The sequence below is a fragment of the Magnetospirillum sp. XM-1 genome (assembly GCF_001511835.1).
Taxonomy (GTDB): Bacteria; Pseudomonadota; Alphaproteobacteria; order Rhodospirillales; family Magnetospirillaceae; genus Phaeospirillum.
This window is the reverse complement of sequence record NZ_LN997848.1, coordinates 256768-282641: the sequence shown is the minus strand read 5'-3', so window position 1 is coordinate 282641 and position 25874 is coordinate 256768. Positions and strand designations below refer to the sequence as shown.

The 25874-nt window shown below is 67.6% G+C and carries 15 protein-coding genes and 1 tRNA gene; 4 read left to right on the top strand and 12 right to left on the bottom strand.

Features of this window, described 5'->3' with window-relative positions; genetic code table 11:
- Nucleotides 1-383: 383 nt before the first annotated feature.
- From XM1_RS01350 to XM1_RS01305, 10 genes are all read right to left on the bottom strand, one after another.
- A complete protein-coding gene (locus XM1_RS01350; RefSeq protein ID WP_068428558.1) occupies nucleotides 384-3074 on the bottom strand; it encodes a DUF2235 domain-containing protein in 2691 nt (896 codons plus the stop codon).
- A 231-nt stretch (nucleotides 3075-3305) separates the two neighbouring features.
- A complete protein-coding gene (gene leuB / locus XM1_RS01345) occupies nucleotides 3306-4415 on the bottom strand; it encodes a 3-isopropylmalate dehydrogenase (RefSeq protein WP_068428555.1) in 1110 nt (369 codons plus the stop codon).
- A 96-nt stretch (nucleotides 4416-4511) separates the two neighbouring features.
- Nucleotides 4512-5117 (bottom strand): 3-isopropylmalate dehydratase small subunit, encoded by a 606-nt coding sequence (leuD, locus tag XM1_RS01340; RefSeq protein ID WP_068428552.1) that lies wholly within the window; start codon nucleotides 5115-5117, stop codon nucleotides 4512-4514.
- An 11-nt stretch (nucleotides 5118-5128) separates the two neighbouring features.
- Nucleotides 5129-6532 (bottom strand): 3-isopropylmalate dehydratase large subunit, encoded by a 1404-nt coding sequence (leuC, locus tag XM1_RS01335; RefSeq protein WP_068428549.1) that lies wholly within the window; start codon nucleotides 6530-6532, stop codon nucleotides 5129-5131.
- Between the two features lie 187 nt (nucleotides 6533-6719).
- Nucleotides 6720-7157, bottom strand: a complete 438-nt coding sequence (gene rplS, locus XM1_RS01330; RefSeq protein ID WP_068428546.1) for a 50S ribosomal protein L19 — start codon at nucleotides 7155-7157, stop codon at nucleotides 6720-6722.
- A 3-nt stretch (nucleotides 7158-7160) separates the two neighbouring features.
- Nucleotides 7161-7907: a tRNA (guanosine(37)-N1)-methyltransferase TrmD gene (gene trmD, locus XM1_RS01325; RefSeq protein WP_068428543.1), complete on the bottom strand. Its 747-nt coding sequence runs from the start codon at nucleotides 7905-7907 to the stop codon at nucleotides 7161-7163.
- Nucleotides 7867-8397, bottom strand: a complete 531-nt coding sequence (rimM, locus tag XM1_RS01320) for a ribosome maturation factor RimM (RefSeq protein WP_068428540.1) — start codon at nucleotides 8395-8397, stop codon at nucleotides 7867-7869. The genes trmD and rimM overlap by 41 nt, the downstream gene beginning before the upstream one ends.
- A gap of 6 nt (nucleotides 8398-8403) precedes the next feature.
- Complete coding sequence (gene rpsP, locus XM1_RS01315; protein ID WP_068428537.1) at nucleotides 8404-8769, bottom strand: 30S ribosomal protein S16; 366 nt, start codon at nucleotides 8767-8769, stop codon at nucleotides 8404-8406.
- A 45-nt stretch (nucleotides 8770-8814) separates the two neighbouring features.
- A complete protein-coding gene (gene ffh, locus XM1_RS01310; protein WP_068428533.1) occupies nucleotides 8815-10179 on the bottom strand; it encodes a signal recognition particle protein in 1365 nt (454 codons plus the stop codon).
- Between the two features lie 135 nt (nucleotides 10180-10314).
- The gene (locus XM1_RS01305) at nucleotides 10315-12072 is read right to left on the bottom strand and encodes a DEAD/DEAH box helicase (RefSeq protein WP_068437355.1); all 1758 of its coding nucleotides are present in this window, start codon (nucleotides 12070-12072) and stop codon (nucleotides 10315-10317) included.
- 266 nt (nucleotides 12073-12338) lie between these two features.
- Between XM1_RS01305 and XM1_RS01300 the strand changes: the two genes are divergently transcribed.
- From XM1_RS01300 to XM1_RS01285, 4 genes are read left to right on the top strand one after another with little or no spacing between them, the layout of a single operon-like run.
- The gene (locus tag XM1_RS01300) at nucleotides 12339-13814 is read left to right on the top strand and encodes a TolC family protein (RefSeq protein ID WP_231920646.1); all 1476 of its coding nucleotides are present in this window, start codon (nucleotides 12339-12341) and stop codon (nucleotides 13812-13814) included.
- Complete coding sequence (locus tag XM1_RS01295) at nucleotides 13792-15813, top strand: peptidase domain-containing ABC transporter (RefSeq protein ID WP_068428528.1); 2022 nt, start codon at nucleotides 13792-13794, stop codon at nucleotides 15811-15813. The genes XM1_RS01300 and XM1_RS01295 overlap by 23 nt, the downstream gene beginning before the upstream one ends.
- A 2-nt stretch (nucleotides 15814-15815) precedes the next feature.
- Nucleotides 15816-17201 carry an HlyD family type I secretion periplasmic adaptor subunit gene (locus XM1_RS01290; RefSeq protein WP_068428525.1) on the top strand — a complete coding sequence of 462 codons (1386 nt, stop codon included), beginning with the start codon at nucleotides 15816-15818 and terminating at the stop codon, nucleotides 17199-17201.
- Between the two features lie 24 nt (nucleotides 17202-17225).
- On the top strand, nucleotides 17226-22742 hold the full coding sequence (locus XM1_RS01285) for a cadherin-like domain-containing protein (RefSeq protein WP_068428522.1): 5517 nt from the start codon (nucleotides 17226-17228) through the stop codon (nucleotides 22740-22742).
- A gap of 12 nt (nucleotides 22743-22754) precedes the next feature.
- On the opposite strand, the gene addB is transcribed toward XM1_RS01285, so the two are convergent.
- Together addB and XM1_RS01275 are read right to left on the bottom strand one after the other, a co-directional pair.
- Nucleotides 22755-25679 (bottom strand): double-strand break repair protein AddB, encoded by a 2925-nt coding sequence (gene addB / locus XM1_RS01280; RefSeq protein ID WP_068428519.1) that lies wholly within the window; start codon nucleotides 25677-25679, stop codon nucleotides 22755-22757.
- A gap of 79 nt (nucleotides 25680-25758) precedes the next feature.
- Nucleotides 25759-25844, bottom strand: a tRNA-Leu gene (locus XM1_RS01275).
- Nucleotides 25845-25874: the final 30 nt, after the last annotated feature.

Below are 25874 nucleotides of genomic sequence, written 5' to 3'. Positions count from 1 at the left end.
TCATCCTGGGGCCGGGGCGGGGAGGTCGGCGGAAACGAGAGCATTTCCGTGTTTATCCGTGAGCGGTGGGAAGCACCGCATCCGTGACATCCGTGTCTCATGACTCCACGTCTGCCGCCTCAAATTAAACCGGACAGCCGTGGTCTTGAGCCGGGGTGACGGATCAAGTCCGGGACGACGAGGTCAAGAGCTTCAACCTAACTCGGACAGACTCTAGAAGCTCCAAGCCGTAAATCTGCACCGTTCCCACTCTCGTCATGCCCGGACTTGTTCCGGGCATCCACGTGGCTCCACCTGGCACCGTACCGAACGGCTCCACGTGGATGGCCGGGTCGAGTCCGGCCATGACGCAAAGGGGTGCTTCTGATTTAACGCGCGGTGCTCTAGAAGCGTTCCGCGACGCTCACCTTGGCGCTGCCCTTGTTGTTGGCGTAGAACCGGTTGGTCGCGACGAACGGGAAGCCGATGGCGTCGTTGACGTAGAGGTAAAGCCGGCCGCTGGTGCGGGCTCTGATCTCATAGGTGACGATGCGGCTCGTCAGTCGCGGATGGGCCTTGGTCTCCTGCAGGGCGAGATCGTCGCCGATCACCTCGAACGGGCAGAACTCCTTGGGAACCCGCCGGATGACCCCGCCGTCGGCGGCGGCCAGTTCGGTCTCCTCCGGCTCGAGGACGTATTCGTCGTTGCCGCTTTCGCCGATCCTGGCGATGGGTTGGAACCAACGGGCCCCCCAGTGGCGCTTGAAGATGTTGGCGTGCATGACGCCTTCACTGGGGAAGCCGAGGGGATCGGTGTGAATCGCCTGATCGAACCAGTCCATGTCGGGGGGCAGGGTCAGGGTTATGATGTAGCGGCGGCCGGACACCGCCTTGACTCCCGCGTCCCAGCAGAAGTGGCGGGTTTCAAAATCGTCGGGGGCGTGGCCGTCGGACGCCCGGCAGAATTGGCCGGTGGCGTCGCGAAGCGCAAACAGGACGTGCGGGCCGGGAACCACCACCAGTCCGATGAACAGCCCGAGGAAGAACACGAACGGGAATATCTGCGACGACCAGAACGCCGAAATGCAGCCCACCAGGGAATTGGTTCGGAAGAAGCGGGCGATGCCGTCGATCCGCTCTATCCTGCGGGGGGCGAAGGCGCGGGCGAGGACGATGGTTCCAAGGATCAGGGCGGACAGCGCGACCCAGGAGATGGTTTCGCCGCCGCGCAGCAGGATCGTCACGCCCAGCAGCAGCCAGAACACGCCCCAGGCGATGCTCATCAGTTCCTTATGGCCGTGTTCCGGCGGCTGATCGCTCAACCAGCTGACCCGAACCCGATCGCGGATTTTCATCTGCAGATGCCGGCTATGGCTGATCAGGGCGAAGCCGGCCAGCAGCAGCGTGCCGGCGGTGTTCGGGGCATTGGCGAAGCTTTTCAGCCAAAGGGTGGCCGCATCGGGCAGCACATCCTGGGCCATGACGAACAACCATCTGAGCCCCCAGCCGATTCCGTCGGCCGCGTTGCTGGCCCGGCCATCGCCGTGGTGCAGGTCTAACCAGTTCATCAGCGAAATGCGGACGGAGTCTATGGCTGACGATATGGCCTCGCCGATCAGCGGATAAGCAAGGAGGGTAAGAAAGCAGCCCAGCGTCGAGAAATACACGACGCGACGCCACCAGACGATATTCATCGTCCCGTCGCGCTCCCTGCGAAACAGAGTGCCGGCGGGAGCCCCGCCGAGTTGCGGGTCGTTTGCCTGCCGTTTGGTCACGGCGGTCATGGTTCGGGCAACGGCGTCGCCCATTTCCTGGTCGCGATCGTCGGGAATCGGCGGAACGGGAATGGCGGCCGCTGTCCGGCCGTCGGAGGTCAGGGTGGCGACCGGCATGTTTCCTACGGCAAAGGTGGGACATGCCGTCAAGGGATAGGCCGTGCCGGAGGTGGTCAGCACGTCGGCATCCATGGTCAGTGGCAGCGGAGCATAGCGGTCGTTGCCGTTGGCCAGGCGACGGAACACGCTGCCGTCGATCAGTGGACGGGCGCCCTTCATCAACTGGTGAAGGTCGCGCGGTTGATAGCGGTAAAAGACCCCGCCGCCGCCGCGGGAATCGTAGATGGGGCCGCATTCCGAGGCGACGGCGCGATAGCCGGCCACCAGCGACGACATAAAGCGCAAACCCTTGTTGGCGGCCTGGTCGATCATCCAGCACAACGGGACGTGCGCCAGGCCGTCATCGGGATAGCCGCCTCCGACATTGGCGTGGGCGCCGGCGAACCACACCTGCAGGAGCTTTTCACCGCCCAGTGGACGCCCGGTCGGGCGCGCCGCCCCGCCCTCATCCCAGGGGATGGGATGGAAGGTCTCGCGTTCGTCGTCCAGGCTGAGCGCCTGCCGTCCGTACTGGACATTGTCGGGCAGCGTGGTGTCGGAAAACGACATGGGAAAGATCCACGTGTCGACGAACCGGGTCAACTCGGCAATGGGCAGGCCATAAGCCGAGACCGTGTCCCATAGCCCTAGGAATTCCACCTGGACCTGTCCGGGGCCCCGGTCCTGGCTCAGGGTGTCTTGCTCCACCTCGGCCCACGAGCGCAGATTGCTCGCCTTGCGCGCGCCCCACCATGTGGCGTCGGCCAGAAGCCCCATGACGGTACCGAGGATCGTGGCCAGACCGCCGCGCCGGAAGGCCGCCATGCGGAAACGGCGGTAGGCGGCGCGGGCGTTGTGCCACAGTTCCACCTCGGACTCGTTGTAGGTGACGAGCCCTTCCCGGGCGAGCAGGCCGTTGAGAATTCGGATGGTGAACGCCCCACGGCTGAAGCCGAAGGCATAGATCTTGTCGCCGGGGCGATAATTGCGGCAGAGGAACTTGTAGAGGGCGAGCACGTTGCCTTTGACCCCGAAGCCAAGGCCGAGGCCCAGGATCTTTTCGGGCATGAACGACGAAGTGCCGACGCCGTCCGCGAAGGCCGCCAATTGGTTGCCATCGGTGAGGTCGAGCGCCTGGTAAAGGCGCCAGACATTGGTCTTGGTGGTGCTGGCGGCGCTGTTGCCCGTGCCGTCGGCGAAGACGATGATGTTTCGTCCCATGCTTTCCCCCCTAGTCCGGGCAACGCGGCGGAAAAGAGACCTTTTTTACGCGATGCGCAGTCAGGAAAAGCAATTATTGGAAATATGGCGTGGGCGAGCAAGACTCTAAAATAGACGATAAATTATCGCCAGATGCTTTTGATTGCCGTTGGCGCGAGTGGGGGGGCCAGAAACGATAACGGCGGCCCCATGGGGGCCGCCGCCTCGTCGTGTGGCGAGATCCGGAAAGGATCAGGCGTTCAGCTTGTCCAGCTCGCGGACCACGGCCTCGCCCATGACGGTGGTGGAGACCTTGGCCTTGCCGGGCTGCATGATGTCAGCGGTGCGCAGGCCGCCCTTCAGGACGTTCTTGACGGCGGTCTCGATCAAATCGGCCTCGGCGGCCATGTCGAACGAGTAGCGCAGGCACATGGCGAAGGACATGATGGTGGCCAGCGGGTTGGCCATGTCCTTGCCGGCGATGTCGGGGGCCGAGCCGTGGACGGGCTCGTACAGCGCCTTGCGCTTCCCCTGGGCGTCCGCTTCGCCCAGCGAGGCCGACGGCAGCATGCCCAGCGAGCCGGTCAGCATGGCGGCGCAATCGGACAGGATGTCGCCGAACATGTTCTCGGTGACCATGACGTCGAACTGCTTGGGATTGCGGACCAGCTGCATGGCGGCGTTGTCCACGTACATGTGGGAGAGCTCCACGTCGGGGAACTCTTCCTTCTGCAGCTTGATCATCTCTTCGCGCCACAGCACGGTGCATTCCAGCACGTTGGCCTTGTCCACCGAGCAGAGCTTCTTGTTGCGCTTACGCGCCAGGTCGAAGGCGACGCGGCCGATGCGCTGGATCTCGGGCGTGGTGTAGACCAGGGTGTTGTAGCCCTTGCGGGTGCCGTCGGGCAGGGTGTCGATGCCGCGCGGCTGGCCGAAATACAGGCCGCCGGTCAGCTCGCGCAGGATCATGATGTCCAGGCCGGCGACCACTTCGTTCTTCAGGGTCGAGGCGTCGGCCAGGGCTTCCAGCACGGTGGCGGGACGCAGGTTGGCGAACAGGCCCATGTCCTTGCGGATGCCCAGCAGGCCGCGCTCGGGCTTCTTGTCGAAGGGCAGGTCGTCCCACTTGGGACCGCCCACCGCACCCAGCAGCACGGCGTCGGCGGCCAGGGCGGCCTCCAGCGTCTCGGCCGGGTAGGGAGTGCCATGGACGTCGTAGGCGGCGCCGCCGATCAGGCCCTCGGTGATCTCGAACTCCACCTTCCGCTTGCGGGCCATCCAGTCGATGATCCGGCGGACCTGCGCCATGACTTCGACGCCGATGCCGTCACCGGGAAGGATCAAAAGCTTCTTGGCGGCCATGCTGTACTCCCGAGCATATAAGATATATCGAACGGATGCCTGCCTAACGCCTGGGGGCGGCCCCGTCAAGCAATGGAAAGAGTCGAATTCCCTCGGCTACAGCCAGGGCGAGGCGGTCTTGCGGGCTTCTTCAAACGCCGCGATCTTGCCTTCGCGCTGGAGCGTCAAACCGATGTCGTCCAGACCGTTCAGCAGGCAATGCTTGCGGAAGGGATCGACCTCGAAGCTGATGGAGCCGCCGTCGGGACCGGTGATGACCTGCTTGGCCAGATCAACGGTGACGATGGCGTTGGCGCCGCGTGAGGCGTCGTCCAGCAGCTTGTCCACTTGGCTCTGCGGCAGCTTGATGGGCAGGATGCCGTTCTTGAAGCAGTTGTTGAAGAAGATGTCGGCGAAGCTGGGCGCGATGACGCAGCGGATGCCGAAATCGGCGATGGCCCAGGGGGCATGCTCACGCGACGAGCCGCAGCCGAAATTGGCGCCGGCCACCAGGATCTTGGCGGAGCGGTAGGCGGCCTTGTTCAGCACGAAGTCGGCGACTTCCTTGCCGTCGGGGGTATAGCGCATCTCGTCGAACAGGTTCTTGCCCAGACCCGTGCGCTTGATGGTCTTCAGGAACTGCTTGGGGATGATCATGTCGGTGTCGACGTTGATCATGGGCAGCGGCGCCGCGACGCCGGTGAGAACGGTGAACTTTTCCATGTCCGTTTCCCTTACAGCGAGCGAACGTCGGTGAGCTTGCCGGTGATGGCGGCGGCGGCGGCCATGGCGGGGCTGACCAGATGGGTGCGCCCGCCGCGGCCCTGACGGCCCTCGAAATTACGGTTCGAGGTCGAGGCCGAGCGCTGGCCCGGCTTCAACTGGTCGGCGTTCATGGCCAGGCACATGGAACAGCCGGGCTCGCGCCACTCGGCACCCGCCTCGAGGAACACCTTGTCCAGGCCTTCGGCCTCGGCCTGCTCCTTGACCAGGCCGGAGCCGGGAACCACCAGGACCTGCACGCCCTTGGCGACCTTGCGGCCCTTGAAGATTTCGGCGGCGGCGCGGAAGTCCTCGATGCGGCCGTTGGTGCAAGAGCCGATGAACACCACGTCGATGGCGATGTCGGTGGCCTTCTGGCCCGCGGCGAGGCCCATGTACTCGAGCGAGCGCTCGACGGCCTTCTTCTTGGCCTCGTCCTTGATGTCGGCGGGGTTGGGCACGGTGCCGGTGATCGGAATGACGTCCTCGGGGCTGGTGCCCCAGGTGATCTGCGGCACCAGGGAGGCGGCGTCCAACTCGATCTCGGCGTCGAACGTGGCGCCCTCGTCGGTGAACAGGGTCTTCCAGTAGGTGACGGCGGCCTCGAAGGCGGCGCCCTTGGGGGCGCGCGGCTTGCCGGCGATATAGGCGAAGGTCTTCTCGTCAGGCGCCACCAGGCCGGCGCGGGCGCCCGCCTCGATGGTCATGTTGCAGACGGTCATGCGGCCTTCCATGGACAGGTCGCGGATGGCTTCGCCCGCGAACTCCACCACGTAGCCGGTGCCGCCGGCGGTGCCGATCTTGCCGATGATGGCCAGCACGATGTCCTTGGCGGTGACGCCCGGGCCGGGCTTGCCGTTGACCGTGATGCGCATGTTCTTGGCGGGCTTCTGCACCAGGGTCTGGGTGGCCAGCACGTGCTCGACCTCGGAGGTGCCGATGCCGAAGGCCAGCGAACCGAAGGCGCCGTGGGTGGCGGTGTGGGAATCGCCGCAGACGATGGTGGTGCCGGGCAGGGTGAAGCCCTGCTCGGGCCCGACGATGTGAACGACGCCCTGGCGGATGTCGTCCATGGCGAAGTACTCGACGCCGAACTTGGCCGCGTTGGCTTCCAGGGTTTCGACCTGAATCCGGCTCTCTTCGTTCTCGATGCCCTTGGAGCGGTCGGTGGTCGGCACGTTATGGTCGGCGACGGCCAGCGTCAGCTCGGGGTGGCGCACCTTGCGGCCCGACATCTCCAGGCCCTCGAAGGCCTGCGGGCTGGTGACCTCGTGGACCATGTGGCGGTCGATGTAGATCAGGCAGGTGCCGTCATCCTGGACGTCCACCAGATGGGCGTCCCAGATCTTGTCGAACAACGTGCGGGGCTTGGCCATGTCGAATCCCTAGAATTGGCAGCGGACAGCGGCCTGATATCTCGGGACGCGAACGCCCCCCGACAAGAGGCCGCACCACTCGGTCACTTCCCCTCGGCGTCCGGCCCCGCCCCGGTCCTGAAAACAAGGACCGGAACGGGACCGGAGTGCCTGAGGAGCGTAAAGCCGGAAAGCGAGAAGGAAGAGACTACTCTTCCTTGGCCTTGGCGGCCTTGGCGGCGGCGGCTTCGGCGCGCTCGGCGGCGGAGACCTTGCCGGAATGGCCGGTGGTCTGCTCGGCGATACGGGCCGACTTGCCGCGACGGTCGCGCAGGTAGTACAGCTTGGCCCGACGCACGTCGCCGCGGCGCACCACCTCGATGGAGGCGATGTTGGGCGAGTACAGCGGGAAGATACGCTCGACGCCTTCGCCGTAGGAGATCTTGCGGACCACGAAGGACGAATTCACGCCGTCGTTCTTGCGGGCGATGCACACGCCCTCATAGGCCTGCACGCGCTCGCGATTGCCTTCGATCACCTTGACGTTGACCTTCAGCGTGTCGCCCGGAGCGAAGCTGGGGACGCCGCGGGCGGCGGTCAGCTTCTCGATCTGCTCCTTCTCGAGCTGCTCAATGATGTTAACCATGGCTCAACCCTCACTCACGTTCTTGGCCGCGACGTACCGATCCCACAGATCGGGCCGGCGCTGCCGGGTTATGTCCTCTGCCTGACGCTTCCGCCAGGCGCGTATCTTTTCGTGGTGACCGGAAAGCAGAACCTCCGGCACCGTTCGCCCGTCCCAGACCTGGGGGCGGGTATAATGGGGATATTCCAGCAATCCCCATTCGAAGCTCTCTTCCACCAGCGATTCCTCCTTCCCGATCACGCCGGGAAGCAGGCGGACGATGGCGTCCAACATCAGCAGCGCCGCCGGCTCGCCGCCCGAAAGGACGAAGTCGCCGGCACTGACCTCGAGCGCCCCGTGGGCTTCCAGCAACCGCTGGTCAACCCCTTCGAAACGCCCGCACAGAACCCTCACACCCGGCCCCGCCGCCAGCTCGCGAACCAGCTCCTGGTTCAAAAGCCGGCCGCGCGGCGTCATGTACACCAGCGGCCCCGGCGCTTGCGCGCCCTTGATGGCGGCGTCCAGCACGTCGGGACGCATCACCATTCCGGCTCCGCCGCCGAAGGGCGAGTCGTCCACCGACCGGTGCTTGTCCGTGGCGAAGCCCCGGATATCCACCGTGTCGAGAGCCCACTTGCCCTCCTCCAGCGCCCGACCTGCCAAAGACAGGCCGAGAGGCCCCGGAAACATCTCGGGGAAGATGGTGAGTATCAAAGCCCGCCAGGGCGCCTTACTCTCCACCGTCCCGATCCTCTTTCTCGTCGGGCGCATAGACCGGCGGAACCACCACCAGCCTGCCGCCCGGCACATCCACGTCCGGCACCGAGGCCTTGGTGAAGGGCACCATCATGTCGCCTTTCGGCTCCAGTCTGATGTCCAGCACGTCGCCGGCCCCGTAATCGGCCACCGCGCGAACGGTGCCCAATCTCTTGCCGTCCACCGTTTCCGCCACCAGCCCGATCAGATCGGAATAGAGGAACTCGTCCTCGCCCGACTTCGGCAGACGCTCGCGCGACACCCACAACTCGGTGCCCTTGAGCGCCTCGGCGGCGTTACGGTCCGTAACACCCTCCAGCGTGGCGATGACGAGGCCCTTGACCTCGCCGTTCACCTTCAGCCGGTACTTGACGCTGCCCGCCTCGTTCTCCACCGGTGAGTAGTAGCCGATATCGGCCGGCTCCTCGGTGAAGCTCTTGATGCGGACGGCGCCCCGGACCCCATGGACGCCAGCGATCACGCCGACGCGGACACGAGGTCCCATGGGTGATTACTCGCCCGCTTCGGCGGCGGCGGCGGCGGCGCGGTCGGCCTCGTCCTTGGCGCGCTGCTGGGCCTTGGCCTTGGGCTGGGGCTGCTTGGTCTGCTCGGGGCGGGTCGGCTTGGCGACCAGGCCCTTGTCGGCGAAGAAGCGGACCAGACGGTCGGTCGGCTGGGCGCCGACGGACAGCCAATGCTTCACGCGCTCCTCGTCGAGGATCCAGCGCTGGCCGTTGTCGTTCGGCAGCATGGGGTTGTAGGTGCCCACCTTCTCGATGAAGCGGCCGTCGCGCGGCGCGCGGGCGTCGGCGACGACGATCTTGTAGAACGGACGCTTCTTGGCGCCGCCGCGGGAGAGACGAATCTTCAGAGCCATTCTTAGGTCTTCCTCTGTTCGAAACCGAATTACCTCTGGGCGGATCTACCGCCCGAACTTCATACCCGGGGGCAAAAGGCCGCCGATGCCGTGCCGCATCAACCCCTTCTGACCCAGCTTGCCGACCTTCTTCATCATGTCGGCCATCTGCTGATACTGCTTGAGCAGCTTGTTGACGTCCTGGACCTCGACCCCGGCGCCCGTGGCGATGCGCTTCTTGCGCGACGCCTTGATCAGGTCGGGGTTCTTGCGCTCGGCCTTGGTCATGGACGAGATGATCGCTTCCTGGCGGGCGACCATCTTGTTGTCGATATTGGCGTCCTTCAGCGCGCCGGCCATCTTGCCGATGCCGGGCAGCATGCCCAGGATGCCCTTCAGGTCGCCCATCTTGCGCACCTGGGCGAATTGCTTGCGCATGTCGTCCAGGTCGAACTTGCCCTTCTCCATGCGCTTGGCAAGGCGTTCGGCTTCTTCCTGGTCCAGGGTCTCCATGGCCTTCTCGACCAGGCCGACCACGTCGCCCATGCCGAGAATGCGCCCGGCGATACGGTCCGGGTGGAAGACTTCCAGCGCGTCGAGCTTTTCGCCGGCGCCCAGGAACTTGATGGGGCGCCCGGTGATGGCGCGCATGGACAGCGCGGCGCCGCCACGGGCGTCGCCGTCGATACGGGTAAGAACGATGCCGGTGACGCCGACCTTCTCGTTGAACTCGCGCGCCAGGGTCACGGCGTCCTGGCCGGTCATGGCGTCGGTGACCAGCAGGGTCTCGGTGGGCTTGGTGGCGTCGCGCACGGCGGCGACCTCGGCCATCAGCTCCTGGTCGATGTGCAGGCGGCCGGCGGTGTCGAGGATGACGACGTCGTAGCCTTCCTTGCGGCCCACGTCGAGCGCCCGCTTGGAGATGGCGACGGGCATCTCGCCCATGACGATGGGCAGCGAGCCCACTTCGGCCTGACCGGCCAGAATCTGCAGCTGCTGCTGGGCGGCCGGGCGGTAGACGTCGAGCGAAGCGAGAAGAACCTTCTTCTTCTCCTTCTTGAGCTTCAGCGCGATCTTGGCCGAGGTGGTGGTCTTGCCCGAACCTTGGAGACCGACCATCAGGATGACCACGGGGGGCACGGCCGACAGGCTCAGCTCGTTGCCCTTGGTGCCCAGCGTGGCGATCAGTTCGTCATGGACGATCTTGACCACCATCTGGCCCGGAGTGACCGACTTGATCACCTCGGCGCCCACGGCGCGGGCCTTCACCCGGCCGATGAATTCCTTGACCACGGAAAGCGCCACGTCGGCCTCGAGCAGGGCGACGCGAACCTCGCGCAGGGCCTCGGTGACATCGGCTTCCGACAGGGCGCCACGGCCCGTCAGCTTCTCGAACACCTTACCCAGTCTTGAGCTCAAGCTCTCGAACATGATCCGTCCATAAACAATTACACGCCGGTGCGCGAAACTCGCGGACCAGCGGGCCTCCTCGGAGGCGGGGTCTCCAGAAATCTGAAGAGGGTGGGGTTTTAGTCCGACCCGTCTCCAGAGTCAACACAATGTGCGTTAGGAGGGCTTGGGCCCCTTGCGGTGCGGCTTCTTGTCCTTCCAGGGAGCCTTGGGCTTCTGGCCCTTGTGCTTGATCTTGGCCTTGTCGGGCCCGGGGGCGGCGGGCTCGGCGGGCGGGGCCGCGGCGTGCTCGGCCAGGCGCTCGATGCGCACCTCGGCCTTTTCGATCTGGCGCAGCGCGACGGCGAAGCGGTCGGCGTGGGCGGCGTCGATCTCGAAGCGGGTCTCGCGCTCGAAGATGCGGATGGCGCCGATCTCGGCCTTGGTGACCTTGCCCTGGCGGCAGATCATGGGGATCAGCCAGCGCGGATCGGCGTTCTTCTGGCGGCCGATATTCATGCGGAACCACACCGAGCCGCCGGGCAGGCCGGGGCCCTTGCCCTCGCGCGGCGGGCGGGGCTCGCGCTCGCGGTGCTCACGGGGTTCGCGAGTGGGCGAGCCGGGGCCGGGATCGAACACTTCTTCCGCGGCGGGCAGGTGCGAGCGGTACAGGCGGACCAGGGCGCAGGCGATGTCCTCGGCCGAGCGCCCGGCCAGCAGGGCGCGGGCCATCTCCAGATCGTCCTCGGAATTCTCCTCGGCCAGCAGGGGGCTGGCCAGCAGGCGTTCCTGGTCGAGGCGGTGGATGTCCTCAGGGGACGGCGCGCCGCTCCAGATGGCCTGGACGCCGGCGGTCTGCAGCAGCATGTCGGCCTTGCGCCGCCGCGACAGCAGCACCAGCAGGACGCTGACGCCCTTCTTGCCGGCGCGGCCCGTGCGGCCCGAGCGGTGCTGCAGCGTCTGGGCGTTCTGGGGCAGTTCGGCGTGAATCACCAGGCCCAGATTGGGCAGGTCGATGCCGCGCGCCGCCACGTCGGTGGCGACGCAGACCCGGGCCCTTCCATCTCGAAGGGCTTGCAGCGCGTTGTTGCGTTCGTTCTGGCCCAGCTCGCCCGACAGCGCCACGGCGGCGAAGCCGCGCTCCAGCAGGATGGCCTGGAGATGGCGCACGGAATCGCGCGTGTTGCAGAACACCATGGCGGTGGGCGATTCGAAATAGCGCAGCAGGTTGACTACCGCGTGCTCGATCTCGTTCGGCGCCACGCGTACGGCGCGGTATTCGATGTCGGCGTGACCCTGGGTGCCGGCCGAGACGGCGATGCGCCAGGCGTTGCGCTGGTAGCGCTTCGCCAGGGCGACGATGCCGTGGGGCAGGGTGGCCGAGAACAGGAGGGTCCGGCGTTCCTGGGGCGTGGCCTCCAGGATGAACTCCAGGTCCTCGCGGAAGCCCAGGTCCAGCATCTCGTCGGCCTCGTCCAGCACCACCGCCTTCAGGCTGCCGACGCTGAGCGCGCCGCGCTCCAGATGGTCGCGCAGGCGGCCGGGTGTGCCCACCACGATGTGGGCGCCGTGGCTCAGCATGCGCTGCTCGGCGCGCGGGTCCATGCCGCCGACGCAGGAGACGACGCGGGCGCCGGCATGTTCGTACAGCCACGACAGCTCGCGGTGGACCTGCAGCGCCAGCTCGCGGGTGGGGGCGACGATCAGGGCCAGCGGCTCGGCCGCCCGGTCCAGCACGAACGATTCGCCCAGCAAGGTGTCGGCGATGGCCAGGCCGTAGGCCACGGTCTTGCCCGATCCGGTCTGGGCGGAGACCAGCAGGTCGCGTCCCATGGCGCCGGGCTCCAGGACGGCTTCCTGGACGGCGGTGGGGTCGGTGTAGTCGCGCTCGGTCAGCGCCTTGAGCAGCGGATGGCCCGCGGGAAAGAAATCCATGGAGAGGGGGGTGCTTTCGTCAGACATAAGAGGGAGCCTCGGCTCCGGGGCTTTCCGCCTGGGGCGGCAAGCGACGCGGTGAGATATCACGATTCGTGGCGCTTTCGCCAAGAATATGGTTCCGCCCGGCAAGCAGCCCTGTCCTGCGAAACCTATAGATGGAGGTATTACATAGGGATGGCGTCCCTTCCTTCATGGAAACTTTAGATTCTGTCGGCGATAGTAATATGTTGAATTCGTGCGCCTTGATACAGAAGGGGGGCGTTTTGTCCGGCCGTACGGTGTTTCGTCATGCGGTTCTGGGGGTGAGCGCGGCGGCCTTGCTGTCCGCCTGTTCCGCCATGCCCGAGGACCTGGCCGAGATACGCCAGGATATCAACCGCCATGCCGAGTCTTTGCCCCAGGAGGTGCTGAAGCGTCCCCTGACCCTGGAAGACGCCGTCGCCCTGGCGGTGGCCCACAATCTGGACGCCCGGGTCAAGGTGATGGAGGAGGTGCTGGCCGCCGGCAAGGCCGACCTGTCGCTGTTCGCCATGCTGCCCGAGCTGGCGGCCAAGGGAAACTGGTCCAAGCGCAATCCCAGGAAGCTGACCACCTCGAAGGATGTGGGCACCGGCGCCATCAGCACCGATTACAGCACCGGCGAGGACAAGGTCAGCCGCACCGGCGACCTGACCGCATCGTGGAATCTGGTGGATTTCGGCATCGCCATGGTGCGCGCCGACCAGGAGGAGGACAAGATGGTCCTGGCGGCGGAAAAGCGCCGCCGCGCCCAGCACCTGCTGATCCAGGACGTCCAGGCCGCCTATTGGAAGGCGGTGATCAACGATTACGCCAACCGCAAGTACAAGTCGCTGGAAGCCCGCCTGGTCAAGTCGGTGGAGGACGCCGAGACCGCCGAGCGCACCAAGGTGGGCGACCCCATGCAGATGCTGGGGCATCAGCGGGCCATCGTCGACACCATGCGCCAGATCGCCGAGCTGCAGCGCCAGACCTCCACCGCCAAGGCCGATCTGGCCGGGCATATGGGGGTGCCGTCGGCCAACGCCTTCGATCTGGCCGAGCTGAAGGACGATTCCTTCCTCTCCGTCGAGGACCCGGAGACGAGCGTCGAGGCAATGGAGGCCGTCGCGCTGGCCAACCGGCCGGAGTTGAAGACCGAGGAAGTGCAGTTCCGCATCGACCGTAACGACATCCGCACCGAGCTGTTGAAGACCCTGCCGGGCATCGGCCCGTTCATGGGCGGCCACTACGATTCCAATTCCTTCATCAAGTACAACGCCTGGGTCGACGCCGGCACCCATGTGGCGTGGAATCTGGTGGACATCCTGACCGCGCCCAAGCGCATCGGCAACGCCCAGAACACCGCCGAGACCACCCGGGCCCGGCGCCTGGCCATGGGCATGGCGGTGCTGACCCAGGTGCATGTGGCCGACATCCAGGTCCGCCACGCGCTCAAGGAATACCGCCTGACCGAGCAGATGGCCGCCATCGACCGCCGCATCACCGGGCTGGCCGCCAAGTCCAAGCAGGCGGGCGCCGGCAGCGCCATGGAAGAGATCAAGGCGGAAGCCTCGGCCATGCTGTCGACGCTCAGGCGCTTCATCCTCTATTCCGACCTGCAAGGGGCCAAGGCCCGTCTCAAGGCGGCCCAGGGCATCGACCACGTGCCGCCGTCCGAGACCTTCACCGATTCCCCGCCGCCGGAAACCACCGCCGATGCTGCCCCCCAGACCGGTTGAGCTGGAGGGCCTCGACGACAAGGCCAAGGCCGTTTCCGCCTGCCTGCGCTCGTTGGGTCATGCGGTCGCGGCGTCGGCGCTGAAGGATTCCTACCGCATGGCCAGTGCCGATGCGGCGCAGAATCCCTGGGTCACCGCGCTGGGACGCTATGGTTTCGCCGCCCATGTGGAGGACGGGGTCAATCCCGCCCGGCTGGGCGCCGATTTGTTTCCCTGCGTCGTGCTGGGTCCGGGCGAGCCGCGCGCCCTGGTGATGGCGCCGGCCGAGGGCCAACCGAGCCGCATGCTGTTCATCCGCCCGCGCCTCGACCGCGAGGCCGCCGCCCTGCCCACCTCGTGGCCGGCGCTGCTGTCCTCGTGGCGGCCCATGGTGGTGCGCGCCGGGCTGGCCGGCATGCTGGCCAACGTCCTGGCTCTGGCCGCCCCCATCTTCTCGGCCCAGGTCTACGACCGGGTGCTGCCCCACGGCCTGCTCGACTCGCTGGGCGCCATGGTGCTGATGTTCCTGGGCGCCGCCCTGTTCGAGCAGGTGTTCCGTCGCCTGCGCGCCCTGTTCGTCGAGGACGCCCTGCACGAGGGCAACATCCGCCTGGCCATGGACATGCACCGCCGCATCCTGGAGACCCGCTTCGAGGGGGCGGCGGCGCCAAGCGGCCATCTGATGCGGCTGTTGCAGGATTTCGATTCCATCCGCGACGGGCTGGGGGCGGCGGCGGTGTCGCTGCTGGCCGACCTGCCGTTCATGCTGCTGTTCTTAGTGGGCCTGTTCCTGTGCGATCCGGTGATCGCGCTGGCCGTGCTGGCGCTCAACGTCGTGGTGGCGGGCGGCACCTTGTTCGCCATCCACCGCCAGAAGCTGCTCTACAAGGAATTGTCGGGCGCCGCCACCCAGCGGGCCCAGGCCGCCCAGGAATCCTTCTCCGATCCCGAGACGGTGCGGCGCGTCGGCGCCGCCACCTATCTCCAGGCCAAGTTCCGCCACGGCACCGCGCTCTACGCCGCCACGGCGCGGGCCATCCGCACGCTGTCGGCGGCACGCGGCAACCTCTCCATGCTGTCCCAGAATCTGGCGCTGCTGCTGGCCGTGGGGCTGGGGGCGTGGCGGGCGCTGGACGGCGGCATGAGCGCCGGCGTGATCCTCGCCGCCACCATGCTGGCCACCCGCTTTACCGGCGCGGCCATGCAGATGGTCTCGGTGGTGCCCCAGGTCCAGTCGGCGGTGGCCTCGCTGGAAGCACTGCGCACCGTCACCGGGCGGCCCACCGAACGGCCCACCGGCTCGGCCCTCATCCACCGGCCGGTGGCGCGCGGCGGGCTGGCGGTCGAGGCGGTGACCGCCCGCTATCCCAATGCCTTCAACCCGGCGCTGGATTCCATCTCCCTGGATCTGGAGGCGGGCGAGCGGATGGCGGTGATCGGGCCGTCGGGATCGGGCAAGACCACCCTGGAAAAGGTGCTGTCGGGCGTCATTCGCCCCATTTCGGGCCGGGTGCTGCTGGACGGGGTCGACATCGCCCTGGTGGACCCCGCCGACCTGCGCCGCCACATGGCGGTGTGCCCGCAGACCCCGCCGCTCTATTCCGGCACGTTGCGCAATAATCTGTGCTTCGACGGGCTGGTCTCGGACGAACAGATGGTGGGCATGATGAACCTGCTGGGCGCCGGCGGCGTCATGCCCATGGGCATGGGCCTCGACTTCCAGGTGGTCGAGGGCGGCCGCAACCTGTCGGGGGGCCAGCGCCAGATCATCGCCCTGGCCCGCACCCTGCTGCGGGGCGCGGCGGTGACCATCCTGGACGAGCCCACAGCCTTTCTCGACGAAGCCTCGGAAAAGCGCGCCATCGCCGGCATCCATCAGGCGGTGGGCAGGAATTCGCTGGTGGTCATCTCGCACCGCCCGGCGGTGGTGGCCCTGGCCGCCAAGGTGGCGCGCCTCGACAAGGGCAAGCTGGCCGACGTGACGCGGCGCGCCGCCAGCACTCCGGCGGGAGGGGCTTAAAGATGGCCGGCGGCCCCCTCGACAGCTTCCGTTCGCCCATCCACGGCATCGCGCCCAAGCTGACGCCGCCTTCGGCCTCGTGGCTGCTGATCTGGTCGGTGCTGGCCTTCGCCGTGCTGGTCGGCCTTTCCGCCGTTCTCGAGATCGACGAGGTGGTGACCGCCCAGGCCCGCGTCGAGCCCTCCAGCCAGGTGCGCCACGTCCAGCATTTCGAGGGCGGCACCATTTCCGAGGTGCTGGTCCACGAAGGCACCCTGGTGGCCGAGGGCGACGTGCTGGTCCGGCTGGTCAACAGCCAGGGCGCCGGCGACCTGGCCGACAAGCGGGCCCGCTGGTCCGCCTATCAGGCCCGCGCCGCCCGGCTGCGCGCTGATCTGGACGGAACGCCCGAGATCCGCTGGCCCAGGGACGTGGAGATCGACGCCGAGACCCGAAAGCGCGAGACCTCCATCCACGCCGAACGCCTGTCCCACCGCGCCCAGCAGGCCACGGTGATCTCGCGCGAGATCGAGCGCCGCCGCCGCGAGGTGGTGGAGACAGAGACTAAGGTCGCCGGACTGTCCCGCGCCCAGGCCAAGGGCGTCGAGGAGATGCGCATCAAGAAGAAGGCCTATGATTCCGGCGTGGTGGGCAACCAGGAGATCGTCAAGCTGGAGCGCGAGCAGCTGATGCTCGACACCGAGGTCTCGACGGCGCGCGATTCCATCTCGCGCCTCAAGGCCCAGATGAGCGAATCCGAAGCCCGGCTGTCGGAATTCGAGAAGGGCTGGCGGGCCGGCGTGCTGGACGAGATCGGCAAGGTCGAGGCCGAGCTGGCGGCGCTCAAAGCCACCATGGAAGTGGCCAGCGACCGGGAATCCCGCTCGGAGGTCCGTTCGCCGGTCAAGGGCATCGTCAAGATGAGCGCCATCAGCAGCGTCGGCCAGGTGGCCCGGCCCGGCGACACCCTGATGGACATCGTGCCGCTGGATGACACCCTGGTGGTCGAGGCCAAGGTGCCGCCCCAGGACATCGGCCATCTGCGCCCCGGCCTTTCCGCCTCGGTACGCCTGTCGGCCTACGACCAGTTCCGCTTCGGCTCGCTGCCGGGGCGTGTGGTGATGGTGGGCGCCGATTCCTTCGAGGAAGCCAGGGGCGCCGTCACCTCCACCTATTACAAGGTGCAGATCCGCTCCGACAAGGTCGAGCTGATCGACGGCAAGGGCGTGGCCTGGCCGGTGCGCTCCGGCATGGCGGGAACCGCTTCCATCGTCATTGGGGCCAAGCCCATCTTACGTATGGTTCTGGACCCGCTGTTGCGCAACGACATGATTTTTTCATTGAATTCGTTCAAGCTGAAATGGCCGGCGTGGTCCGTTTCCCCAAGAACGGGGAGCGGGGCGCCATGACGATCGGCGTTGAGGATTGGTGCCATGCACATTGATCCGTCCCAGATTCCGGCGGCGAAGAACCTCGCCACCCCGGTGGCCGATACCAAGGACTCCGCCAGCCCGGTGGTGATCGGCAAGGTGGAGAAGCTTTCGGGCGACGCCTGGATCGTCCACAACGGCCAGAAGACGCCCGCCAAGGTCGGCGCGCCGCTGATGCAGGGCGATTCGGTGGAGACGGCGCAGGGCGCCCAGATTTCCATGGTCTTCGCCGACCGCACCACCTTCGTCCTGAAGGACAAGGGCCTGGTCGGGCTGGACGAATTCTCCTACGACCCCGCCACCAAGACCGGCAAGGAATCCTTCCTGGTGGCCCAGGGCGGCTTCTCCTTCGTGTCGGGCGACATCGCCAAGACCCAGCCCGACGCGGCGCGCATCGCCACTCCCGTCATGACCATGGGCATCCGCGGCACCACCGTGGCCGGCGCCGTGGCCGAAGGCGGCGCCACCACCGTGGCCCTGCTGCCCGACCCCGGCTCCAACTTCGTCGGCGAGGTGGCGGTGGCCGCGCTGGGCGGCGGGGGAAGCTTCACGCTCAATTCCGCCGGATCGGGTATCATCGGCGCCACCTCGGGCGGTTCGTGGTCGGTGTCGGCCAATGCCGCGGCGGCGGTGGCCAATATCGCCCCCGCCCCCGCCGCGCCGCCGACCTCGCCGCCCGTCCTGCCTGGCGCGACGGGAACGGGGAGCCCCACCGGCCCGACCGGGTCGGGGAATAACGGTACCGGCGGTGAGCCCGCTACGACCAGTTCCCCCGAGCCGGTTACATTGCCGCCGCAACCGGTCGGCCTGCCGAATCCCAATCCGGAGCCTAAGCCGGAACCAAAGCCGGATCCTAAGTCCGACCCCAAGCCGGATCCCAAGCCGGACCCGAAGCCAGAACCGATTCCCGTCAACCACGACCCGATCGTCACGGGCACCGTGTCGCTGACCGGCACGGGTACGGTGGGGGCGTCCGGCACCATTGCGATCTCCTCGCTGGTGAGCAACGCGCGCGATTCGGACGGGGACGTCCTGACCATCAGTTCCATCACGGCCAGCAACGGAACCGCGACTATCGTCGGTTCCGACGTGGTCTACACCCCGGCCTCCTCCGGTACCCTGACCTTCACCTATACCGTTTCGGACGGTAAGGGCGGCACGGCGAGCGACAGCGCGTCGATATCCGTGGGCGGGGGAACGCTCTCCACCACGGCGGGGACCGACAATCTCGACGGCGGTGCGGGTTCCAGTGTCTACGAGACGGCGGTGGCCAATTTCACCGCCGGCGACACCATCAGCGACAGCGGCGGCAGTGGCGTCGACACCCTGACCGTTACCGATGCCGGAACCGTCGATCTGGCCGCCGGGACGGTGAGCGGGATCGAGGTCCTGAATTTGGCGGCAGGCGGCAACACCGTCATTCTCGGCGGCGGCGCCAATCCGCAGCAATTCACCACCATCAACGGCGGCGCCGGCGTCGACGTCATCTCGCAGGCCAATGGCGGCGGAACCTTCGACCTGACCGGCATCGTGCTGAATTCCATCGAGACCATCGCCACCGGCACCGGCACTTCGTCCGTCACGTTCGACGAGACCTCGGCTCCCGGCGTCAATGTGTTGATCGACGGGAACTCGGGCGACGGCGATTCCGTCACCTTCTACCAGACCGTGGCGGGCACGCTGGACATCAGCGGCAAGACCATCACCAATTTTGAAGGCATCATCCTCGACGGCTCGACCTCGTCGGGCGACGTGGTCCTGGTCGGGGGCAATCAGGCGGCCACGTTCATCGGCGGCAGCGGCAACGATACCTTCACCGGCGGGACCGGCGCCGATTCGTTCACCGGCGGCCTGGGCAACGACGTGATCCACGGCGCCAGCAACGACGCCCTGATGGACGGCGGCGGCGGGACCGGCGACGCCCTGTCCATCGACTCGGTGAATTTCGACGACGGCCTGGGCAATAACGGCCAGATCGTCAATATCGAGACCATCAACATCACCAACGCGACGACGGCGGGGCAGTGGTTCAAGTTCGACGATCAGAACGACGGCTTCACCATCAACGTCACCTCGTCCGCCAACGTCACCGTCCAGGGCAGCCAGGGCAACGACGTGATCAACGGCGGAACGGCCGGCGAGTATCTGTTTGGTGACGGCGGCAACGACACCATCGCCGGCAACGCGGGCAACGACACCATCATCGGCGGGGCCGGCACCGACGTCGCCCTGTTCAACAACAATGCCCAGGACTACACCTACACCTTAAGCGGGACGACCATCACGGTGGCGGCGCAGTCGGGCACCGATGGCACCGACAAGGTCGATACGGTGGAAACCCTGCGGTTCGCCAATGGCGACGTGGCGGTGACCACCAATGCCGGAATCGCCATTTCGGCCATCAACTTCTCCACCGTCACGGGCGGGATCACCGCCGACGCCTCGGCCCTGACCACGGCGGTGACCCTGACCGGCAGCAACGGCGCCGACACCTTCACGGGCGGCTCCGGCGCCGATTCATTCGTGGGCGGCCTGGGCAACGACGTGATCCACGGCGCCAGCAACGACGCCCTGATGGATGGCGGCGGCGGCACCGGCGACGTCTTGTCCATCGACGCGGTGAATTTCGACGACGGCCTGGGCAATAACGGCCAGATCGTCAATATCGAGACCATCAACATCACCAACGCGACGACGGCGGGCCAGTGGTTCAAGTTCGACGATCAGAGCGACGGCTTCACCATCAACGTCACCAGTTCCGCCAACGTCACCGTCCAGGGCAGCCAGGGCGACGACATCATCAATGGCGGCGCGGCGGGCGAGTATCTGTGGGGTGACGGCGGCAACGACACCATCGCCGGCAACGCGGGCAACGACACTATTGTCGGCGGCGCGGGAACCGATGTGGCGGTGTTTTCCGGCAACATGTCCAACTACGCCATCTCGATTACCGGCGGTTCGCTCACCGTGGCGGCGCAAAGCGGCACCGACGGCACCGACACCTTGAACGGGATCGAGACCCTGCGCTTTGCCGACGGCGACCTGACCTATGCCGGCGGCACGCTCACCGCCACCGCGTCGGCCGATACCCTGCTGGTGGGCAGCGGCCTGACCGAGGTGGACCTGGGCAACGGCAACGACACGGTTACCACCACCAACGCAGTTATCCTCGCCGGGCTGTCGGTGGTGGGCGGGTCGGGCAACGACCAACTGGTGATCAGCGACACCGCCAGTCTTGGCGCCACCCAGATGGCGACGTTGAGCGGCATCGAGACACTGACCCTGGCCTCGACCAACGGGGCGTCGCAATTAGTCCAGCTGGGGGCCGAGGGCGATTCCGCCGGTCTCAATGTGGTCAGCGGGGCGGTTGCCACCGGTTCCATCAGTATCTACGGCAATAACCGCACAACCAACCTGACCTTGACCGGCGGCAACGGCAACGACGAACTGTCCGGTGGCAGCGGCAACGACACCCTGGCCGGCGGGGCGGGGGCTGACATCTTCAGTGCCGGCAGCGGCAGCAACGTCATCACCGGCGGCAGCGGCACCGATACGGCCAGCTATGCCACCACCGGCGCGGCGATCACCGCCACGGTCTCGGGATCCTCGGCCACCGTCGTTCATTCCGGCGGCACGGACACTCTGTCCGGTGTCGAGGTTCTGGTCGGCGGGACCTACGGCGACACGGTCACCACCGACGGTTCGGGGGCCTGGTCCTTCAGCGGCGGCGGCGGCACCGATTCCGTCACCCTGACCGCCGCTCCCACCGCCAATCAGATGGTCGATAATTCCAGCGGCAGCGGCACCCTGGCGCTGGACGTGTCCGGCCGCACGGCGGAATCGCTGGTGCGCGACATCGCGTGGAGCGGCTCGGACATCGTCATGACCATGGACGGCGGCGGCCAGATCACCAACGTGGCCAACGCCATGAACAAGCTGGTCGACCTGACCGGAGGCGGGACGCATTACGTGGTCGGCGAGGGCGGCGCCACCACGGCGGCCACCAACTACATCGTGGTGGGAACCGCCTCCGACAGCACGCTGACCGGCAATACCGGCGACGACATCCTGGTCTGGCATTCGGGCAATGCCAGCCTGGTCGGCGGCGGCGGCACCGACATCGCCGATTTCGGTCACGCATCCGCCGCCGTGGTCGCCGACATGTCCAGCGGCACCGTCGCGGTGGTCGGCGGCGCCACCACGGTGAGCCTCAGTTCCTCGCTCAACCAGATCGTCGGCGGCGATTACGCCGACACCCTGACCGGCGGCACCGGCACCTGGGTGCTGACCGGCGGTGCCGGCAACAACACCCTGGACGGCAGCGCCGGCACCACCACGATCAATTACGGCGACCAGACCAGCGGCGTTGTCGTCGATCTGGTGGGCGGCACGGCCACCCATGGCGCCTATACCGACACCCTGACCGGCATGTCCGGGGTCCGGGGATCGGATTTCGCCGACCTCATCATGGCGGCCGGCGGCTCCCATTACCTGGACGGCGGCCATGGAGCGGATACGGTCAGCTACGCCACCAGCGGCATCGGAATCGAGGCCACCATCACCGGAACCACCGCCAGCGTGGCGCATAGCGGCGGCACCGACACCGTGGTCAACGTGGAGGTTCTGGTCGGTTCGACCCATTCCGACACCTTCATCGGCGGGACCGGCAACGACAGCTTCGTCGGCGGGTCAGGGGCCGACACCTATACCGGCGGCGCGGGCGCCGACGCCTTCGTCATCACCGACCCCAACGATTCCGTCGATGGAAGCCGCGACGTCATCACCGATTTCACCTCGGGCACCGACCACATCGACCTTTCGCTGACGGGGTCCCACGTGGACGTCTCGGGCTTCGAGGTGGTCGCCACCTATAACGATGGGCAGGCATCGCTGACCGGCGGGTCGGCGCGGACGGGCGGCGTCATCGGCGACGGCTTCTATTCCGCCCTCGACGACGCGCTGTACATCTACAAGGGAAGCTCGGATTCCAACATCGGTTCCGACGGCGGCTATGTGGTCGGCAGCGCCAGCACCATCAACGCGGCGGACCTGAACTTCCACATCACCGGCACGGCGGGCAACGACACCCTGGTGGGCGGCGCGGGCAACGACACCCTCGCTGGCGGCGACGGCACCAATACCCTGACCGGCGGAGCCGGATCGGACGTCTTCGCCCTTGATTCCTCGGCCACCGCCACCGCGGTCGTCACCGATTTCAACGCGGCCACGGACAGCATCTCGCTTTCCGACGGCAGTTTCGGCCTGGGGACCAGCGGCACCCTGACCAGCGGCACCGCCGGGGCCACCTATGCCGAGGGCACCACCACCATCAGCGGCACGGCCCAGGATTTCGGCGACGCCAATGCCGGCATCGTCGCCATCCAGAACGGCGCCGACGTGGAGTTGTGGCACACCACCAACATGAACGCCGCCGACAACACCAATTCCCATCTGGTGGGAACGCTGAACAACGTCAACACCAGCGCGTTGGACAACACCAACTTCCATCTGGCGATCTGAGGAGCCGGGGGCCTAGTCCTCGGAATCCTCAGCCCCGCTGGCCCATTCGCGCACCCGGGCCAGATGCAGGTAGTCGGAGTATTTGGGGGCATGTTCGGGATGGGGCCGCGCGGCGTAGGGCGTGGCCGGATCGTCGAACACCGCGACCAGGGCGTGCAGGCCTTCCAGCGCCTCGTCGGCCAGGGTGGCGGCGTCGCCGCCCGCCTGCCGTTCCTCGCCGCCTGCCGTTCCTCCCTTGAGATGCCAGTACAGGAGGTCGGAGACCGGAGCGGCGGCAATGCCGCCGAAGCCGCCGTGGCGGGCGATCACCGCTTCCAGCGGCAATTGCGGCGCGAAGCCGGCCGCCACTTCGCGGGCGCGGGGCGGCGTGCCGGTCTTGTAGTCGATCAGCGCCAGGGTTCCGTCGGCCATCTCGTCGATACGGTCGGCCTTGGCGGTGAGCGTGAAGGGGCCGCCCGGCGCGGCGATTTCCAGCGCGCCTCCCGTCTCGGCATGGACCCGGGCCACGCCGTGGCGGCGGCCCCGCTCCTTGGCGGCCACCCAGCGGGCCACCGACTGGAAGCGCGGCCACCAGAAGGCCCACAGGGCGGGCGAGAGCGCCTTGGCCTCGAACACTTGGCGGCCGACGCGCAGCAATTCGGCCTCGGGGTCGGCGGGAAGCTCGCGCGGCCAGGCCTTGAGAAAGGCCTCCAAGGCCTCGTGGACCATGCTGCCGTATTCCGCCGCGCCGGGATCGGCGTCGATGGGGTCCAGCGCCTTGAGGCGCAGCACGTGCTTGGCATAGATGGCGTAGGGATCGCGCATCCAGGTCTCGATCTCGGTGACCGACAGCCGCCGGGGCCGCGCTGACACCGGCGGGGCGGGGGCGGGGATCTCTGGCCGCTTCCACGAGCCGGGGCGGTCGAGCTGGGCGTGCCAGTCCAGCCACTGGCCGGCATCCTGGTCGAAGGCGAGGTTCGAGCCCGCCATCACCGCGTCAAGCCGCATCAGCCAGCGCGACGGCACGGTGGGCGTGCCGTCGACGCGGGCCGAGCGGCTCAGCACCACCTGGGGCGCCGCCGCCCCCTGGGCGAAATCGTGGGCGGCCAGACCGATGCGGCGTTCCGGGGGCGCAAGGCCGAAGGCGGCGCGCATGGGACGGCTCATCCACGGATCGGCCTCGGGCGGGGCGGGCCAGGTGCCCTCGTTGAGCCCGCCCAGGATCAGCAGGTCGGCATGCTGCAGGCGGGCCTCCAGCGGCCCCCAGATGAACAGGCGGGGATGGTGGTCCCAGGCCGAGCGCACCGCCACTCCGGCCATGACCTCGTCGAACAGGGCGGGATAGCAGCGCCCCGCCAGTTCCCCCAGGGCGGGCGCGGCGGCGGCCAGGTCGGCGGCGAAGCGGGCGGCGGCCTCGCCCGCCTCGCCCCGCCACAGCCGGGCCGGGCCGGGCAATTGGTCGTCGCCGGCCAGCCACTCGGCGAATTCCATATGGGCGCGCAGCACTTCGGCGAGGGAGGCGTTCTCGGCCGCCAGACAATCGGCCAGCGGCGCCGCCATGGTCTCCAGATCGGCCAGCCACGAGGCGAGGCGCGGCTCCTTCACCACTTGCCGCAGCCCGGCCACGCCCGGCGCCGGGCGGGGGCCGCGCAGCACCAGCCGTTCCAGCCGGCGGACCTGGGCGCGGAACGCGCCGCTTTCCATGCCCCCGGCGGCCAGGGGATGCTTCAGGCAGGCCAGCAGCGGCTGGGGTGCGAACTCCTCGGCCACCATGGCGACGGCCAGGCGCAGGAAACCGCCCGGCTCGGTCAGTCCCAGGGGCCGTCCGGCGGAATCGTCGACGCGGATGCCCCAGCGCTCCAACTCGCCCGCCACCCGCCGGGCCAGCCCGCGATCGGGGGTGACCAGGGCGCAGGTATGGCCCTCGCGGTCCAGCTCGCGGCGCATCATCAGGGCAATGGCGCCCGCCTCTTCGCGGGGCGTGGGGGCGTCCAGGCGCCAGACGCCGTCCAGCACCCGGGCGTCGAGGGCGGGCAGGTCGCGCCACGCCTCGCAGGTGGCGGCCGGGCGCATGGCCTCGGCCAGCAGGCGCACCCTTTCCTGGCGCAAATCCACGTCGGAGGTGAGCGGGCGCACCCGGCGGCGCTCCACCCCCAGGCGGGCCAGCAGGGCCTTCAGGCCGTATTGCGGATGGGCGGGATCGAGCGCCGCCCAGGATTCCTCGTCCATGTCGCGGTCCAGCCCGGCCAGCACCACCCGGCCGGCGGGCAGCGCCGCCACCGCCGCCAGCAGGTCGGCGGTGGCGGGCCGCGAGCCGGTGGAGCCGGCGGCGACCACCTTGTGGGCGGGGGGCTTGGCCCGCCACGCCTCGATCTGGGCCGCCATCACCCGGTTGAGGCGATCCTCGGGGTCGAGCACGCCGCGCTCGGCCAGGATCTTGGGCCAGGCTTCGGTGAGAATCTTGAGGAAGTCCAGCGTCAGCTGCCAATGGCTGGCGTAATCCTCGGGCACCAATCGGGCCAGGGCGGCGAAGTCCAGGCGCTCCACCTGCACGGCGTCCAGCAGCTTGGCCAGTTCCGAGGCCAGCCGCACCGCCTGGTCGGGACTGGGCACATGTCCCTTCTGGGCCTTGGCGGCCGTCAGGATCAGGCGGGCCAGGATCAGCACCCGCTCGGTGGGGCTGACCGCCGGGGGCAGGTCCAGGGGATCGGCCCCCGACAGCTCCATCTCCTCCTCGTCCATGTCGCCCAGGGGGCGCAGGCGGGGCAGCAGCAAAGGCCGCCCGCCCGACAGGCGCAGGAAGGCGTCGCTCATGGCCCGGCAGGCGCGACGGGTCGGCAGCAGGATCTCCATGTCGGCCAGGGCCAGCGGATCGTCCCCCGCCTCGGCCAGCAGATGGGCCGCCAGGGTATCGACGAACGCCGCGCCGGGCGGAATGGTGAAGACCGGAGGGGTCATGGGGGTGCCTTCTCGGATCGGGCGGACATTGTCACCCAATCGGCGGCCAGTTGCAAAAGCTGGAGAAGCTTGAATTCGTTGGTGCCCCAGGCCGGACTCGAACCAGCACGCCGTTGCCGGCAACAGATTTTGAGTCTGCCGCGTCTACCATTCCGCCACTGGGGCACCGCAAGAATGGTGGCGGGATCATAGCGG

Excerpts from the sequence above, each read along its gene's own strand:
- XM1_RS01290 (WP_068428525.1), top strand. The coding sequence starts at position 15,816 with ATGGCCGGCGGCCCCCTCGACAGCTTCCGTTCGCCCATCCACGGCATC.
- XM1_RS01305 (WP_068437355.1), bottom strand. The coding sequence starts at position 12,072 with ATGGATTTCTTTCCCGCGGGCCATCCGCTGCTCAAGGCGCTGACCGAG.
- rpsP (WP_068428537.1), bottom strand. The coding sequence starts at position 8,769 with ATGGCTCTGAAGATTCGTCTCTCCCGCGGCGGCGCCAAGAAGCGTCCG.
- leuC (WP_068428549.1), bottom strand. The coding sequence starts at position 6,532 with ATGGCCAAGCCCCGCACGTTGTTCGACAAGATCTGGGACGCCCATCTG.
- rplS (WP_068428546.1), bottom strand. The coding sequence starts at position 7,157 with ATGGTTAACATCATTGAGCAGCTCGAGAAGGAGCAGATCGAGAAGCTG.
- ffh (WP_068428533.1), bottom strand. The coding sequence starts at position 10,179 with ATGTTCGAGAGCTTGAGCTCAAGACTGGGTAAGGTGTTCGAGAAGCTG.
- XM1_RS01285 (WP_068428522.1), top strand. The coding sequence starts at position 17,226 with ATGCACATTGATCCGTCCCAGATTCCGGCGGCGAAGAACCTCGCCACC.
- XM1_RS01295 (WP_068428528.1), top strand. The coding sequence starts at position 13,792 with ATGCTGCCCCCCAGACCGGTTGAGCTGGAGGGCCTCGACGACAAGGCC.
- rimM (WP_068428540.1), bottom strand. The coding sequence starts at position 8,397 with ATGGGACCTCGTGTCCGCGTCGGCGTGATCGCTGGCGTCCATGGGGTC.
- addB (WP_068428519.1), bottom strand. The coding sequence starts at position 25,679 with ATGACCCCTCCGGTCTTCACCATTCCGCCCGGCGCGGCGTTCGTCGAT.
- leuD (WP_068428552.1), bottom strand. The coding sequence starts at position 5,117 with ATGGAAAAGTTCACCGTTCTCACCGGCGTCGCGGCGCCGCTGCCCATG.
- trmD (WP_068428543.1), bottom strand. The coding sequence starts at position 7,907 with ATGCGCCCGACGAGAAAGAGGATCGGGACGGTGGAGAGTAAGGCGCCC.
- XM1_RS01350 (WP_068428558.1), bottom strand. The coding sequence starts at position 3,074 with ATGGGACGAAACATCATCGTCTTCGCCGACGGCACGGGCAACAGCGCC.
- leuB (WP_068428555.1), bottom strand. The coding sequence starts at position 4,415 with ATGGCCGCCAAGAAGCTTTTGATCCTTCCCGGTGACGGCATCGGCGTC.